Origin of the sequence: Pseudomonas sp. P97.38, from assembly GCF_001269745.1 — a bacterium.
GTDB classification, from domain to species: Bacteria; Pseudomonadota; Gammaproteobacteria; order Pseudomonadales; family Pseudomonadaceae; genus Aquipseudomonas; species Aquipseudomonas chlororaphis_E.
In genome coordinates this window covers 259,614-275,073 of sequence record NZ_LHVJ01000015.1, presented here as the reverse complement: position 1 = coordinate 275,073, position 15,460 = coordinate 259,614, and the positions used below count along the sequence as shown (strand labels likewise).

At 62.9% G+C, this 15,460-nt stretch carries 13 protein-coding genes and 1 pseudogene; 5 read left to right on the top strand and 9 right to left on the bottom strand.

What is annotated here, in order from left to right; genetic code table 11:
- Positions 1-12: 12 nt before the first annotated feature.
- Together AD664_RS11480 and AD664_RS11475 are read right to left on the bottom strand one after the other, a co-directional pair.
- Positions 13-495 (bottom strand): GAF domain-containing protein, encoded by a 483-nt coding sequence (locus AD664_RS11480; protein ID WP_053146626.1) that lies wholly within the window; start codon positions 493-495, stop codon positions 13-15.
- Positions 492-1,382, bottom strand: coding sequence for an ATP-binding protein (locus AD664_RS11475; protein ID WP_042730439.1), 891 nt, complete (start codon positions 1,380-1,382; stop codon positions 492-494). Before AD664_RS11475 ends, AD664_RS11480 begins: the two co-directional genes overlap by 4 nt.
- 163 nt (positions 1,383-1,545) lie before the next feature.
- Between AD664_RS11475 and AD664_RS11470 the strand changes: the two genes are divergently transcribed.
- A complete protein-coding gene (locus AD664_RS11470) occupies positions 1,546-3,867 on the top strand; it encodes a response regulator (RefSeq protein ID WP_053146624.1) in 2,322 nt (773 codons plus the stop codon).
- Here AD664_RS11470 and AD664_RS11465 read toward each other — a convergent pair.
- From AD664_RS11465 to msrB, 3 genes are all read right to left on the bottom strand, one after another.
- On the bottom strand, positions 3,851-4,312 hold the full coding sequence (locus tag AD664_RS11465; protein ID WP_042730441.1) for a MarR family winged helix-turn-helix transcriptional regulator: 462 nt from the start codon (positions 4,310-4,312) through the stop codon (positions 3,851-3,853). The genes AD664_RS11470 and AD664_RS11465 overlap by 17 nt on opposite strands.
- Entirely contained in the window at positions 4,309-4,794 is a 486-nt protein-coding gene (locus tag AD664_RS11460; protein ID WP_042730442.1) for a glutathione peroxidase, read from the bottom strand. Before AD664_RS11460 ends, AD664_RS11465 begins: the two co-directional genes overlap by 4 nt.
- Positions 4,795-5,039: 245 nt before the next feature.
- Positions 5,040-5,432 (bottom strand): peptide-methionine (R)-S-oxide reductase MsrB, encoded by a 393-nt coding sequence (gene msrB, locus AD664_RS11455; protein WP_053146622.1) that lies wholly within the window; start codon positions 5,430-5,432, stop codon positions 5,040-5,042.
- Positions 5,433-5,652: 220 nt separating this feature from the next.
- On the opposite strand from msrB, the gene AD664_RS11450 reads away from it, so the two are divergent.
- Positions 5,653-6,864, top strand: a complete 1,212-nt coding sequence (locus AD664_RS11450; RefSeq protein ID WP_047737504.1) for a pyridoxal phosphate-dependent aminotransferase — start codon at positions 5,653-5,655, stop codon at positions 6,862-6,864.
- A 301-nt stretch (positions 6,865-7,165) separates the two neighbouring features.
- Entirely contained in the window at positions 7,166-8,053 is an 888-nt protein-coding gene (htpX, locus tag AD664_RS11445; RefSeq protein WP_042730445.1) for a protease HtpX, read from the top strand.
- Between the two features lie 98 nt (positions 8,054-8,151).
- On the opposite strand, the gene AD664_RS11440 is transcribed toward htpX, so the two are convergent.
- A complete protein-coding gene (locus AD664_RS11440) occupies positions 8,152-8,805 on the bottom strand; it encodes a thiopurine S-methyltransferase (RefSeq protein WP_053146620.1) in 654 nt (217 codons plus the stop codon).
- A gap of 98 nt (positions 8,806-8,903) precedes the next feature.
- On the opposite strand from AD664_RS11440, the gene AD664_RS11435 reads away from it, so the two are divergent.
- Positions 8,904-9,671, top strand: a complete 768-nt coding sequence (locus tag AD664_RS11435; protein ID WP_053146618.1) for a class III extradiol ring-cleavage dioxygenase — start codon at positions 8,904-8,906, stop codon at positions 9,669-9,671.
- Positions 9,672-9,852: 181 nt separating this feature from the next.
- On the opposite strand, the pseudogene AD664_RS11430 reads toward AD664_RS11435, so the two are convergent.
- Positions 9,853-11,560: pseudogene (locus AD664_RS11430) on the bottom strand (DEAD/DEAH box helicase).
- 293 nt (positions 11,561-11,853) lie between these two features.
- Positions 11,854-12,609, bottom strand: coding sequence for a spermidine synthase (locus AD664_RS11425; RefSeq protein ID WP_053146612.1), 756 nt, complete (start codon positions 12,607-12,609; stop codon positions 11,854-11,856).
- 128 nt (positions 12,610-12,737) lie between these two features.
- On the opposite strand from AD664_RS11425, the gene AD664_RS11420 reads away from it, so the two are divergent.
- Complete coding sequence (locus AD664_RS11420) at positions 12,738-14,084, top strand: class II 3-deoxy-7-phosphoheptulonate synthase (RefSeq protein WP_053146611.1); 1,347 nt, start codon at positions 12,738-12,740, stop codon at positions 14,082-14,084.
- An 84-nt stretch (positions 14,085-14,168) separates the two neighbouring features.
- On the opposite strand, the gene AD664_RS11415 is transcribed toward AD664_RS11420, so the two are convergent.
- Positions 14,169-15,446 (bottom strand): winged helix-turn-helix domain-containing protein, encoded by a 1,278-nt coding sequence (locus AD664_RS11415; RefSeq protein ID WP_053146610.1) that lies wholly within the window; start codon positions 15,444-15,446, stop codon positions 14,169-14,171.
- Between the last annotated feature and the right edge of the window lie 14 nt (positions 15,447-15,460).

Here is a 15,460-nt window from a genome sequence, read left to right as displayed (position 1 = left end):
GGCTGGCCTCGTTCAGCACTCGGTCAGGCGCAGGAAAATCGCCGCCAACGCTTCGATGCCGGCCTGATCGTGCTCGGTAAAACGCGCCAGTTTCGGGCTGTCCAGGTCGAGCACGCCAATCAGGCGGCCGTCCTTGACCAGCGGCACCACCAGCTCGCTGTTCGACGCGCTGTCGCAGGCGATGTGCCCGGGGAACTGGTGGACATCTTCAACCCGCTGGGTCTGTCGGGTCGCCGCCGCCGCACCGCACACGCCCCGACCGAAGGGAATCCGCACGCAGGCGATCTGGCCCTGGAACGGTCCCAGGATCAACTCGTCGTTGCGATTGAGGTAGAAACCGGCCCAGTTCAGGTCCTCCAGCTGGCTGAACAGGAACGCCGAAAACTGCGCCGCGTTGGCGATGAAATCACGCTCATCGGCCAACAGGGATTGCAGCTGTGCCGATAACAGCCCATAGCCGTCGAGGCCCTGGCCGGTGCTTTTCAAATCAATCATGCCTTGTGCTCCAAGAGTTTGAGGCCTACCCAATAACGGGCGAACTGGTAGGCGCAACGTCCGTTGCGGTTGCCGCGGCCGGTGGCCCAGCGCACCGCCTGCACGTCCAGCGCCTCGTCGCGCTGCCAGGTCAACCCGGCCTTGGCCGCCAGCTCACCGATCCAGTGTTCCACCACGTCGAGAAAGTGCTCCTGGGTAAACGGATAGAACGACAACCACAGGCCGAAGCGGTCGGACAACGCGATCTTGTCCTCGACGGCTTCGCTGGGGTGCAACTCGCCATCGACTCGCTTCCAGTTCTCGTTGTCGCTCTCCTTTTCCGGCACCAGGTGACGGCGGTTGGAGGTGGCGTACAACAGCACGTTATCCGGTGCCTGTTCGAGGGAGCCGTCCAGGACGCTTTTGAGCACGCGGTAATCGCCTTCGCCGGACTCGAACGACAGGTCATCGCAGAACAGCACGAAACGCTGCGGCAGTTTCGCCACCTGCTCGACCACCCGTGGCAGGTCGGCCAGGTGGTCACGCTCGATCTCGATCAACCGCAAGCCGTGCTGGGCATGTTCGGCCAACAGCGCACGCACCAGCGACGATTTGCCGGTGCCCCGCGAGCCCCAGAGCAGCGCGTGGTTGGCGGGCATGCCGTCGATGAACTGGCGGGTGTTGCGCCCCAGTTGCTCGACCTGGCGATCCACGCCGATCAAGTCCGACAGGCGCATGTCGAGGCTGACCTGAAGCGGCAGCAGGAAACCGCTGCGCCCATCCCGTTGCCAGCGGGCGGCCAGGGTCTGGGTCCAATCGATGGCAGGGCGCGGCGCAGGCAACAACGGCTCGATCCGGGCCAGCACCGCATCGGCGCGTTCAAGAAAAGCATTCAATCGAGAGTCCACGTCTTTTCCTCGGACTGGTTCACGGTAATGATGGCGCTGCAGCGACGAAACGCCTTACCCAATGGCGGGTCTACCCCAAATAACACAAGCCGGCCACGCCGGAATTCAGCGATGATCAGCTATGCTTGAGCGGCGAAGGGAAACGTAAGTGGTTCATCACTCAATGGACATCAGATTCACCCAGCGGCTGTCCTACAAACAGGCCCGCCTGACCGTCCTGGTGGGCTTCGTGCTGGGCACCTTGTTGAGCCTGATGCAGATCGGCATCGATTATGCCAGCGAAGACGCCTCGATCAACCGTGAAATCCTGTCGCTTTTGGAAATCAGCCACAACCCGGCCTCGCGCATCGCCTACAACATCGACGCGGAGCTGGCCCAGGAGCTGTCCCAGGGCCTGTTGCGTTCACCGGCCATCATCGGCGCCGAACTGGTGGACAACAACAAGACGGTGCTGGCCAGCGTCAAGCGGCCCGAACTGCAAAGCAGCTATCGCTTCATCAGCGACTTCCTGTTTGGCGCCCAGCGCCAGTTCGAGGACCGCCTCTACCTGGACCATCTGCCTGGCGAGTCCCTCGGCGTGCTGCGCCTGGATGTCGACACCTACTCATTCGGCAGCCGCTTCCTGCGCCGGGCCGAAGTCACCCTGCTCAACGGGTTTGCCCGCAGCCTGATCCTGACCGGCCTGCTGCTGGCGCTGTTCTACGTGATGCTGACCAAGCCCCTGGTACGGGTCATCCGCGAGCTGAGCAGTCGCGACCCGGGCAGCAGCGAACAGAGCCGCCTGGAATGCCCCGCCGGCCACCAATACGACGAAATCGGCGTGCTGGTGTCGGTGGCCAACCAACAGTTCGAAAACATCTCCACCGAAATCCAGCAGCGGCGTACCGCCGAAAACCGTCTCACCGAATACCTGGCGCAACTGGAAAACATCGTCTCGGCGCGCACTGCCGAACTCAAGGCCATCAACGCCCGCCTCAGCCAGTCCAACGAAGAGCTGGAAGTGGCCCGGCGTACCGCGCTGGACATGGCCGAGGCCCGCTCTGCCTTCCTCGCCAACATGAGCCACGAGATTCGCACGCCGCTCAACGGCCTGCTGGGGATGATCGCCCTGTCTCTCGACGGCCCGCTGACGGCCGAACAACAGCAACAGCTGTCGATTGCCCACGACTCGGGCAAGGTCCTGGTGGAACTGCTCAACGACATCCTCGACCTGTCGAAATTCGACGCCGGTCAGTTGGAACTCGAGCGCATCCCGTTCGACCTTGGCTCGCTGGTCGAAGACACCGCCAACCTGCTGTCGCAGAATGCCGCCCCCAGCGTCGAGCTGGCCTGCCTGATCGACCCGCAGTTTCCAGCCCTGGTCCTGGGCGACCCGACGCGGGTACGCCAGATCGTCAGCAACCTGCTGTCCAACGCGCTGAAATTTACCCGCTTCGGCCGGGTCGATGTGCGCTTGAGCCAACACGAAGGTGGCGTGCGGATCGAAGTCTGCGACACCGGCATCGGCATCCCCCAGGAAGCTCAAGCCAGGATCCTGCAGCCGTTCACCCAGGCCGGCGCCGGGACCACCCGCCAGTTCGGTGGCACCGGGCTGGGCCTGGCACTGACCTACAACCTCTGCGAAGCCATGCAGGGCCGGTTGACAATCAGCTCCGAGGCCGGCTTCGGCAGCCAGTTCTGCGCCGACCTGCCCCTGCCCTGCCACACCCCGGCGCCGTCGGCCGAACCGCTGCGCGGCAAGGTCGTTGCCATCACCGACAGCAACAGCGGGCTGGCCGAGTTGCTGGGCATGCTGTTGCCCGGCTGGGGCCTGGACTATCTACGGCGCTCCGTGGATGACGGGCTGCTGGGGCTCGAGCCCGACGTGCTGATCACCGACTGCCCGGAATGCCTGTTCAACCTGCGGCCGACCTTCGACGCCCCGATCCTGCTGGTGACCGCCTACGGCAGCTTCATGCCCAGCGAACAGGCCGCGGCCCTCGCCCCGCTGTTGCAACAGGCCCGGCCGTTGGCGCGTCATGCGCTGTACCAGATTCTGCGCCGGGCCCTGCAAAGCGAAGAAACCACTATCAACGATGCCCAGATCGAAACCGCGGCGCCCTCCAGGCGTGGCCGGGTGTTGCTGGTGGAGGACAATCCGGTCAACCAGTTGGTGGCCAAGGGCATGCTGGGCAAACTGGGCTGCGAAGTCACCATTGCCGCCCACGGTGTCGAAGCCCTGGACCAGCTCGAACAGCATGTGTTCGACCTGGTGCTGATGGACTGCAACATGCCGGTGATGGATGGCTACGAGGCCAGCCGGCAGATCCGGCGCAGCGGTCGCTGGTCACAGTTGCCGATTGTCGCGCTGACGGCCAACGCCATGCCCGAGGAACGCGAGCGCTGCCGCGCGGCGGGCATGAACGACTACCTGTCCAAGCCGTTCCGCCGCGAAGAACTGGCGGCGATCCTGGACCATTGGGTGCCCACTACGTCAGCGCTCTGATCTGCCCCAATAAATGATCGAGACCGTCGCGCAGTTCCCCGAGGCGGTCCAGGTCAATCCCGCTGTCGCATAACAGGCGGGCCTTGAGCGGCCCGACCTGCTCACGCAAGGCCCGCCCCGACTGCGTCAGGCTCAGGTGCACCTCACGCTCGTCCCGGGGCGAACGCTGGCGCTGGACCAGCGCCAGTTGCTCCAGGCGCTTGAGCAGCGGCGTCAACGTACCGGAATCCAGCGACAAGCGCTCGCCCAGGGCCTTGACGGTGGGTTGTTCCGGCGCCGTTTCCTGCCATTCCCACAGCACCAGCATCACCAGGTATTGCGGGTACGTCAGGCCGAGCTGATCGAGCATCGGCTTATAGCCACGGATCACCGCCCGCGAAGCGGCGTACAGCTTGAAGCACAACTGGCTGTCGAGCTTCAGCGCATCGGCTGGCAACGGGTTCATTTGAGCAGTGCTTCGATCTCGCCAGTCAGGTCCTGTGGCTTGGTGGTCGGGGCGAAGCGCTTCACCACCTGGCCATCCTTGCCGATCAGGAACTTGGTGAAATTCCACTTGATGCCCTTGGACCCCAGTACGCCGGGGGCCCGTTGCTTGAGCTGGACAAACAACGGATGGGCGTTGGCCCCGTTGACCTCGATTTTCTTGAACAGCGGGAAACTCACCCCGAAGTTCAGCTCGCAAAACTCGCTGATCGCCGCCTCGTTACCCGGTTCCTGCTTGCCGAACTGGTTGCAGGGAAAGCCCAGCACCACCAGACCCTGGTCCTTGTAGGTCTGCCACAGGGCCTCGAGCCCTTTGTACTGTGGGGTGAATCCGCACTGGCTGGCGGTGTTGACGACCAGCACGGCCTTGCCGGCGAAGTCGGCCAGGGTCTTTTGCTCACCCTGGAGGGTGGTGCACGGGATGCTCAGCAGGTTGTCGCTCATGGCAAGGCTCCAAAGGAATGGGACTGGCGTGCAAGATAGCGAGCAATTCAATTGTGTGCAATTTAAAACATAATCTCTGTGGCGAGGGAGCTTGCTCCCGCTCGGCGGCGCAGCCGTCGCAACAGCCCGGCGGGTACGAATCCTGCTGAACCGAGCGTCGGCAATTGGGGTGGCTGCGCCACCCAGCGGGAGCAAGCTCCCTCACCACGGGTGACAGCCGCGCCAGGGCCTATCCGAGGCGTCGCCTAACGGGGAACGAGATCCAGGCACACCGAGTTGATGCAATAGCGCAGGCCCGTGGGCGGCGGCCCGTCGGGAAAGACATGGCCCAGGTGTGCGTCGCATTTGGCACAGACGACCTCGGTGCGGATCATGCCGTGGCTGATATCCCGCACTTCCACCACCGCGCTCCCCTCTATCGGCGCATAGAAGCTCGGCCAGCCACAGCCGGAATCGAACTTGGTCTGCGAATCGAACAACGGTTCGTTGCAGCAGATGCAGTGGTACACGCCGTCGGTCTTGGTGGTGTTGTATCGACCGGAGAACGGCCGCTCGGTGCCTTTCAGGCGGCAGACGTTGTACTGCTCCGGGTCGAGCATGGCACGCCATTCTTCAAGGGTTTTCTCCAACTTTTCCATCGTCCTACCTCGGCAATTGAAAAAGCCCGATCCGACGCTTTTCCGCGGATCGGGCGGCACGTATGATTGCGCCTCGTCAGACGCCAGTCTGGCAGTCACGCCATGCGCATTCAAACGGATTGTGACGCCCATACCGCGTCAGGCCTGGGCACAGGCGCAGGATCCCCAGTACGGTAGTTCACTCACCGCCTGGATCGTTCATTTTCAGGAACACATCGCCATGCAGGTCAGCAAATCGAACAAGCTCGCCAACGTCTGCTACGACATTCGCGGCCCGGTGCTCAAGCACGCCAAGCGCCTGGAAGAGGAAGGCCATCGCATCCTCAAGCTGAACATCGGCAACCCGGCGCCCTTTGGTTTCGAAGCGCCCGATGAAATCCTTCAGGACGTCATCCGCAACCTGCCGACCGCCCAGGGCTACAGCGATTCCAAAGGCCTGTTCAGCGCCCGCAAGGCCGTGATGCAGTACTACCAGCAGAAGCAGGTCGAAGGTGTCGGCATCGAAGACATCTACCTGGGCAACGGCGTCTCCGAGCTGATCGTCATGTCGATGCAGGCGCTGCTCAACAACGGCGACGAAGTGCTGGTGCCGGCGCCGGACTACCCGCTGTGGACCGCCGCCGTGAGCCTCTCCGGAGGCAACCCGGTGCATTACCTCTGCGACGAGCAGGCCAACTGGTTCCCCGACCTTTCGGACATCAAGGCCAAGATCACACCGAACACCAAGGCCCTGGTGATCATCAACCCGAACAACCCGACCGGCGCCGTGTATTCCAGGGAAGTGCTGCTGGGCATGCTGGAGCTGGCCCGCCAGCACAACCTGGTGGTGTTCTCCGATGAAATCTACGACAAGATCCTCTACGACGATGCCGTGCACGTTTGCACCGCGTCCCTGGCACCGGACCTGCTGTGCCTGACCTTCAACGGCCTGTCCAAGTCGTACCGGGTCGCCGGCTTCCGTTCCGGCTGGATCGCCATCTCCGGGCCCAAGCATCACGCCCAGAGCTACATCGAAGGCATCGACATGCTGGCCAACATGCGCCTGTGCGCCAACGTGCCGAGCCAGCACGCAATCCAGACGGCACTGGGGGGCTACCAGAGCATCAACGACCTGGTATTGCCCCCGGGCCGCTTGCTGGAACAGCGCAATCGTACCTGGGAGCTGCTCAACGACATTCCCGGCGTCAGTTGCGTCAAGCCGATGGGCGCGCTGTATGCCTTCCCACGGATCGACCCGAAAGTCTGCCCGATCCACAACGACGAAAAGTTCGTCCTCGACCTGCTGCTGTCGGAAAAGCTGCTGGTGGTCCAGGGCACGGCCTTCAACTGGCCGTGGCCGGATCACTTCCGTGTCGTGACCCTGCCGCGGGTCGATGACCTCGACCAGGCCATCGGCCGGATCGGCAACTTCCTCAAGTCCTACCGTCAATAAGCCAGACAGCGTGCGAGGCCTCCTTGCCTCGCACGCTGTCTGATTCAGCAACATATCCGTTCCGATGACGCCGGCTGGCCTTCTACACTCAAGGCTGGATGGCCGGCGCGCACTCCCGTTCAACGTTCACGGGGGCTGGCGCCCCATTTTTTTTCCCTCGTCACTTTCAGAAAAGTCTTTCAATCATTTAGGACGCCTGTAGGACACAGTTTGAAATAGTCGCTCAGTTGAATCGCCTGCGGCAGCACCTTATATACCCCGCATGACGCTACATCTTAAGCATGAGGAGAATTCCACCACCATGATGCGCATCCTGCTGTTCTTGGCCACTAACCTGGCGGTCGTGCTGATTGCCAGCATCACCCTGAGCCTTTTCGGCTTCAACGGGTTCATGGCGGCCAATGGGGTTGACCTCAACCTCAATCAGCTGCTGATCTTCTGTGCGGTGTTCGGTTTCGCCGGTTCCCTGTTCTCGCTGTTCATCTCCAAGTGGATGGCGAAGATGAGCACGGGCACCCAGATCATCACTCAGCCGCGCACTCGCCATGAACAATGGCTGCTGCAGACCGTCGAGCAGCTGTCCCGCGAAGCCGGTATCAAGATGCCCGAGGTCGGGATCTTCCCCGCCTACGAGGCCAACGCCTTCGCCACTGGCTGGAACAAGAACGACGCCCTGGTCGCCGTCAGCCAGGGTTTGCTCGAGCGGTTTACACCCGACGAAGTCAGGGCCGTGCTGGCCCACGAGATCGGCCACGTCGCCAACGGCGACATGGTGACCCTGGCGTTGATCCAGGGCGTGGTGAACACCTTCGTGATGTTCTTTGCCCGGATCATCGGTAATTTCGTCGACAAGGTGATCTTCAAGAACGAAGAAGGCCAGGGCATGGCCTACTACATCGCGACCATCTTTGCCGAGCTGGTCCTGGGTATCCTCGCCAGCGCCATTGTCATGTGGTTCTCGCGCAAGCGCGAGTTCCGCGCCGACGACGCCGGTGCACGCCTGGCCGGCACCGGTGCCATGATCGGCGCCCTGCAACGCCTGCGAGCCGAACAAGGCTTGCCGGTACACATGCCCGACACCCTGAACGCCTTTGGCATCAACGGTGGCATCAAGCAGGGCCTGGCGCGCATGTTCATGAGCCACCCGCCTCTGGAAGAGCGGATCGAAGCCCTGCGCCGTCGCGGCTGAGCATGATCGTTCCCACGCGCTGCGTGGGAACGCAGCCTGGGACTCTATGTGTCCCAAGGCTGAATGCGGAGCGTCCTTTTGGGGCGCTCACCCGCGCTTCAACGACTGGAAATCCGATACACCCGCTCGTCCAGCCTCGTTACACCCGCCTGCAAAAACTTCCAACTCTCCCCCAGCACATCCTCCACCTGCAAGACCTCCAACTGCCAGGCGCCTCCCAGCAACCGCTGCACCTCGTCATCGTCCACTGAGAACGGTGGGCCAGGCATTTCATCCTGGTTGTAATCGAGGGTAATCAACAGGCCAACGCTGCGGGGCAACATGCTCTGCAGGTGAGCCGCATACTGTTCTCGCATCGGCACAGGCAAGGCGATCAACGCCGCGCGATCGTACAACGCCGAACAGTCAGCCACATCGCCTGGCTCCAGGGCGAAGAAATCACCGCAGCGAATCTCGATATCGGCGGCACGAAAGACCTTGAATGCGCCCTCCTCGCTCACGCTCGGCTCAAGCTGATGCTCAAGGAAAAAATCAGTCGCGGCCTTTTCCGACAACTCCACCCCCAGCACCGAATACCCTTGCTGGGCGAGCCAGATCAGATCCAGGGTCTTACCGCACAACGGCACCAGCACCCGACTGCCCTGAGCCACCCCCAGTTGCGGCCAGAAACGTTGCAGATAGGGGTTCACCTGCGGCGAGTGAAAGCCGATCTGGTTCGATGACCAACGCTTGTGCCAAAACTCGGGCTCCATGTTTCCCTCCAGAAATTCGATCAAAACGGGCTAAAACTTAGATTCCGATCATAGTCCTGACGGAAGATGACGGCATCTTAACGCTCAGGAGTTCGCTCATGCTGCCCAGCCTGTTTATCTCCCATGGCTCACCGATGCTCGCGCTGGAGCCCGGCGACAGCGGCCCGGCATTGGCTCGCCTGGCCGCGCAATTGCCCAGGCCCAAGGCCATCGTCCTGGTGTCCGCCCATTGGGAGAGCGAGGAACTGTTGGTCAATGCGAACCCGCAGCCTCGCACCTGGCATGACTTCGGCGGCTTTCCTCCAGCGTTGTACCAGGTGCAATACCCGGCAGCAGGCGACCCGGCGTTGGCGGCCCAGGTCGCAGAGCTGCTCAACGCCGCGCACCTGCCGGCACGCCTCGACACCCAGCGGCCCTCCGACCATGGCGTCTGGGTGCCGCTGTCCTTGATGTACCCCGAGGCCGACATCCCGGTGGTACAAGTGTCTCTGCCCAGCCGCCAGGGCCCCGCGTTGCAGACCCGGGTCGGCCAGGCGTTGGCAAGCCTGCGCCAGCAAGGCGTGCTGCTGATCGGTTCCGGCAGCATCACCCATAACCTGCGCGACCTGGACTGGAACGCTGGCCCTGAAAGCGTCGAACCCTGGGCCCAGGCCTTTCGCGACTGGATGGTCGAGAAACTGGCAGCCGACGACGAGCCCGCGCTGCATGACTACCGTCGCCAGGCACCTCATGCCGTGCGCAGTCACCCCAGCGATGAACACCTGTTGCCGCTGTATTTCGCCCGAGGGGCGGGAGGCGTGTTCAGCGTTGCCCACCAAGGGTTCGAGATGGGGACGCTGGGGATGGATATCTACAGGTTTGACTGACCGGTAGACCAAGTCGCCCCCTTCGCGAGCAAGCTCGCTCCCACAGGGGTATGTGTCAGCGGTGGAGGCGAGCCGGCTCGCGAAGGCCTCAACGCCCTTGAACGCCGCTACCCCGGCAACAGGCAAAAAAAATCCCCGAACCAGTCGGGGATTTTTTTCGCTCAATCAGCCCTGGGGCCGATCAATCTTCGCGATAGCGACGCAGCTTGAGTTGCTTGCCGGCCACGCGGGTGTCCTTGAGCTTGGTCAGCAGTTTTTCCAGGCCATCTTCCGGCAGTTCAACCAGGCTGAAGCTGTCACGCACCTGGATGCGACCGATGGCCTCACGCGCCAGGCCACCTTCGTTGAGGATGGCACCCAGCAGGTTCTTGGCCGCGATGCCGTCACGGGCGCCCAGGGCGGTACGGCAACGAGCGCGGCCTTCGGCCAGCGGGATCGGTGCACGACGCTCACGGTCACCACGATCCGGACGATCGCCACTGCGCTCAGGACGGTCGCCACGCGGTGCGCTGTTCGGCACCAGTGGACGTTCCTTCTCGATGGCCGCCAGGTTCAGCGCCTGACCATTGGTGGCCTTGCGCAGCAGGGCAGCAGCCAGGGCACGTGGGGTGCAACCGATGTCGGCAGTCAGGCGATCGAGCAGATCACCGTGGGTCGATTCGGCTTCGGCCACCAGCGGCGACAGACTGTTGGTCAGCTTCTTGATGCGCGCATCGAGCACAGCCTGGGCGTCCGGCAGGCGAACCTCGGCCACTTTCTGGCCGGTCACACGCTCGATCACTTGCAGCATGCGGCGCTCACGCGGGGTGACCAGCAGCAGTGCACGACCTTCGCGACCGGCACGGCCGGTACGGCCGATACGGTGGACGTAGGATTCCGGATCGTACGGCATGTCCACGTTGAACACGTGGGTGATGCGCGGAACGTCCAGGCCACGGGCAGCCACGTCGGTCGCCACGACGATGTCCAGGCGGCCATCCTTGAGGGAGTCGATGACGCGCTCACGCTGGTTCTGGGCAATGTCACCGTTCAACGCGGCAGCCTTGTAGCCTTTGGCTTCCAGGGCGCTGGCCAGGTCCAGGGTCGCTTGCTTGGTGCGCACGAACATGATCAGGGCGTCGAAATCCTCGACTTCCAGCAGGCTCAGCACGGCAGAGGTCTTCTGGTCAGCGTGAACCAGCAGGTGAGCCTGCTCGATCGCGGTGACGGTCTGGGTCTTGCTCTGGATCTTGACGTGCTTCGGGTCTTTCAAGTGACGCTCGGCGATCGCACGGATCGACTGCGGCAAGGTGGCCGAGAACAGGACGGTCTGACGGGTTTCCGGCATGGCCTTGAAGATGACTTCCAGGTCGTCCATGAAGCCCAGCTTGAGCATTTCGTCCGCTTCGTCGAGAACCAGGTGGTTCACGGTGGCGAGGACTTTCTCGTCACGACGCAGGTGGTCGCACAGACGGCCAGGGGTGGCAACAACGATTTGTGCGCCATTACGGATTGCTTTCAGTTGTGGGCCCATCGGCGCGCCGCCGTAGACAGCCACAACAGTCACGCCTGGCATTTGCTTGGCGTAGGTTTCGAAAGCGGTTGCAACTTGCAGCGCCAACTCACGGGTTGGGGCCAGGATCAGAGCTTGCGGCTCGCGCTTGGACGGATCAATGCGGTGCAGGATCGGCAGGGCGAACGCGGCGGTCTTACCCGTGCCGGTTTGCGCCTGGCCAATCATATCGTGACCGGCGAGGATGATCGGGATCGACTGCTGCTGAATGGCCGAAGGCTCTTCATAGCCGGTAGCGACTACTGCAGCGACAATATTGGGATGAAGTTCAAGAGCGGCGAAGCCGCCGATTTCCTGGGTCATGGGTCTGCCTCTAAGTGCATCCGCAAAGACCCATGCTCCAAAGCTGCGCATGCCGTGTTGAGACTCAAGAGTCGCCCTGGCAGCTTTGTCGGCGGGGATTTGCGAAAACGAATGAATGAAAAAGAACGTCGTGGGTATGTCCGTTGTGCGGACATGCAACCGAAGTTGCCTTCGAAATTGCGCTACCTTGACGCGGCCCGGCTAAAGGCCGGCGCGCACTATACCGGAATTCGCCCGAAAAGGGAGCTTTTTTTAATCCAGCTGAAACGCTTCATCTCAGTAATGTGGCAAGGAGATTCATCCCCTCGCCACAGGAGCCGCCGCGTTTCAAGTCGCCGGCCGAATCGCCTTGATAAGCGGCAGCAACGAATAGCCCAGGCGCGGCGCCAGCCCTTCGGCGCGGGCCACCAGGCCTTGCATGTCCAGTGCCTGGTCCAGGTCCGCCGGGACGATCAGGATCACGTTGCCCTCCTTCACCGGCAGTTCCCAGTAGTGCCGGTGGTACAAGCCGCGCAACAACGCCGCGCCCAAGGGCTTGCCATCGTCGGTGGCCCATTGGTTGATCACCAGCCAGCCGCCCGGGTTGAGGCGTTTCTGGCAGTTTTCCAGGAAGCCCCAGGCCAGGTGCCCGACGCCAGGGCCGACGTCGGTATAAAGGTCGACGAAAATCAGGTCCGCCGGCTCGGCGGTCTCCAACAACTCCAAGGCGTCGCCGATGCGGATGTACAGGCGCGGATCGTCATCCAGGCCCAGGTATTCAATCGCCAGGCGGGGCACGTCGGGACGCAGCTCGATGGCCTCGACGTCCTCCAGCGGCAGGAACTTGAGGCAGGCCTGGGTCAGCGTCCCGGCCCCCAGCCCGAGGAACAAGGCACTGTCCGGTTGCTCATGGCACAACGCCCCGATCAGCATGGCGCGGGTGTAATCGTATTCGAGCCAACTGGGGTCGGCCGTGAACACGCAGCTTTGCTCGATGGCATCGCCGAACTCCAGAAACCGGTAATCGGCCACTTCGAAGACCCGGATCATGCCGAACTCGTCGTGCACCTCGGCGAGCAGATGCTCGACGCGTTCCTCTGTCATTTCATCTCCTGATGGCTGCCGCACGGGCGATGGCAAAGCTGTGATTGTCCGCGAAGCCACGCAAACAGGTCACGCACTAATTTGCTGCTAACATGGCCGTCCGAGCGTAAACCACCTTAGAGATCATGATGAGCCAACCCTGGAGCCCTGACAGCTGGCGCGCCCTGCCGATCCAGCAACAACCCCGTTACCCCGACGCCGCGCACCTGTCGCGGGTGGAGCAGACCCTGGCCAGTTATCCGCCGCTGGTGTTTGCCGGTGAAGCGCGGGAGTTGCGCCGTCAGTTCGCCGAGGTGACCCAGGGCCGGGCGTTTTTGCTGCAAGGTGGCGATTGCGCCGAGAGCTTTGCCGAGTTCTCGGCGGCAAAGATCCGCGACACCTTCAAGGTCCTGCTGCAAATGGCGATCGTCATGACCTTTGCCGCCGGCTGCCCGGTGGTCAAGGTCGGACGCATGGCCGGACAGTTCGCCAAGCCGCGTTCGGCCAACGATGAAACCATCGACGGTGTCACGCTGCCAGCGTACCGGGGCGACATCGTCAACGGCATCGGCTTCGACGAAAAAAGCCGCGTACCGGACCCGGAGCGACTGCTGCAGTCCTACCACCAGTCCACGGCCACCCTGAACCTGCTCCGCGCCTTCGCCCAGGGCGGTTTCGCCGACCTGCACCAGGTGCACAAGTGGAACCTGGATTTCATCGCCAATTCGGCCCTGGCGGAAAAGTACAGCCACCTGGCCGACCGCATCGACGAGACCCTGGCCTTCATGCGCGCCTGCGGCATGGACAGCTCGCCGCAACTGCGCGAAACCAGCTTCTTTACCGCCCACGAGGCACTGCTGCTCAATTACGAAGAAGCCTTCGTGCGGCGCGACAGCCTGACCAACGACTACTACGACTGCTCGGCGCACATGCTCTGGATCGGCGACCGGACCCGCCAGTTGGACGGCGCCCACGTCGAATTCCTGCGCGGGGTGAACAACCCGATCGGGGTCAAGGTGGGGCCGAGCATGGACCCTGACGACCTGATCCGCCTGATCGACGTGCTCAACCCGGACAACGACCCGGGCCGCCTGAACCTGATCGCCCGGATGGGCGCCAACAAGGTCGGCGATCACCTGCCGCCGCTGTTGCGTGCCGTGCAGCGCGAAGGCAGGCAAGTGCTGTGGAGCTCCGACCCCATGCACGGCAACACCATCAAGGCCAGCAGCGGCTACAAGACCCGGGACTTCGCGCAGATCCTTGGCGAAGTGAAACAGTTCTTCCAGGCCCACGAGGCCGAAGGCACCTATGCCGGCGGCATCCACATCGAGATGACCGGGCAGAACGTCACCGAATGCATCGGCGGCGCACGACCGATCACCGAAGATGGGCTGTCGGACCGCTACCACACCCATTGCGACCCACGGATGAATGCCGATCAGTCGTTGGAGCTGGCGTTCCTGATTGCCGAGACGTTGAAGCAGGTCAAGCGGTGAGTCAGGTGCTTTTGTAGCGCCTGAATAAATGCCTTCGCGAGCAAGCCCGCTCCCACAGGGATCGAGTCGATCACAAGTTGTGTGTCACTGAAGATCAACTGTGGGAGCGGGCTTGCTCGCGAAGAGGCCCGTTGAGTCACTGCCGATACCAGCCAACGTCCCTGCCAGCCGAACCCCACCCTCGCGCCGGCAATTAAGCTGCACCCGCTCCAAGCCCAACCAATCAGCCATGCGCCGCAGATTCAGCGCCAGCGCGTGTACACCCTCTTCGTCCAGCCCCTGCTCCTGTTCATACACGGCATGCACCGCCAGCCGCCCCTGGGCCCGTTCCGCCCGCAAATCGACCCGAGCGGCGATGCGCTCGTTGTGCAGGAATGGCAGGACGTAGTAGCCATACACTCGTTTGTGGACTGGCGTGTAAATCTCCAGGCGATAGCGGAAGTCGAACAGCCGCTCGGTGCGGCTGCGTTCCCAGACCAGCGAATCGAACGGCGACAGCAAGGCGCTGGCTGCCACTTTGCGTGGGATTTTCACTGCGGGACGGCACCAGGCCGGTTGCTTCCAGCCCTGGACCTCGCAGCGCAGCAATTCACCGGCCTCCTCCAGCTCAACCAGACGTGCGCGACTGTCAGCCGGATCGAGGCGAAAATAGTCACGCAGGTCCTTCTCGGTGCCCACGCCCAAGGCTTCGGCGGCGTGCATCAGCAGCACCCGTTGGGCCTGGGCCTCGTCCGGCGGCGCCTGTTGCAGAATTTCGGCGGGCAACACCCGTTCCGGCAAATCGTAGAGCCGCTCGAAGCCTCGCCGCCCCGCCACCGTCACTTCGCCTGCGGCGAACAACCATTCCAGGGCATGCTTCTCCTCGCTCCAGTCCCACCAGGGCCCGGCCTTTTCCTGGCGCGTGGACAAGCTGCCCGCGCCCACGGCGCCCTGCGCCTGAACCGACGCCAGCACCCGACGGATCACATCCTGGCGCTCCTGCCCGAAACGCGCCAACTGCTGGTAGATCCCCTCGCCACGGGCGGCACGCTGCATGCGCCAACGCATCAGCGGATACAACGCCATCGGCAACAACGACGCTTCATGCCCCCAATACTCGAACAGCGTCCGGCGTCGGCCCTGGCTCCAGGCCGCCTGGTCGAGTAAATCGGGGTTGTAGGTACCGAGACGGGAAAACAGCGGGAGGTAGTGCGAGCGCACCAGCGCATTGACCGAGTCGATCTGCAGGACGCCGAGGCGTTCGATCAGGCGATTGAGGCGCGAGGGTTGCACCGAAGCTGGCGGCGACCGCCCATCGAATCCTTGGGCGGCCAACGCCAGACGCCGGGCCTGTTTGAGGGTAAAGGACAGCGTCGCGGGCATGGAGATCTCCTTGT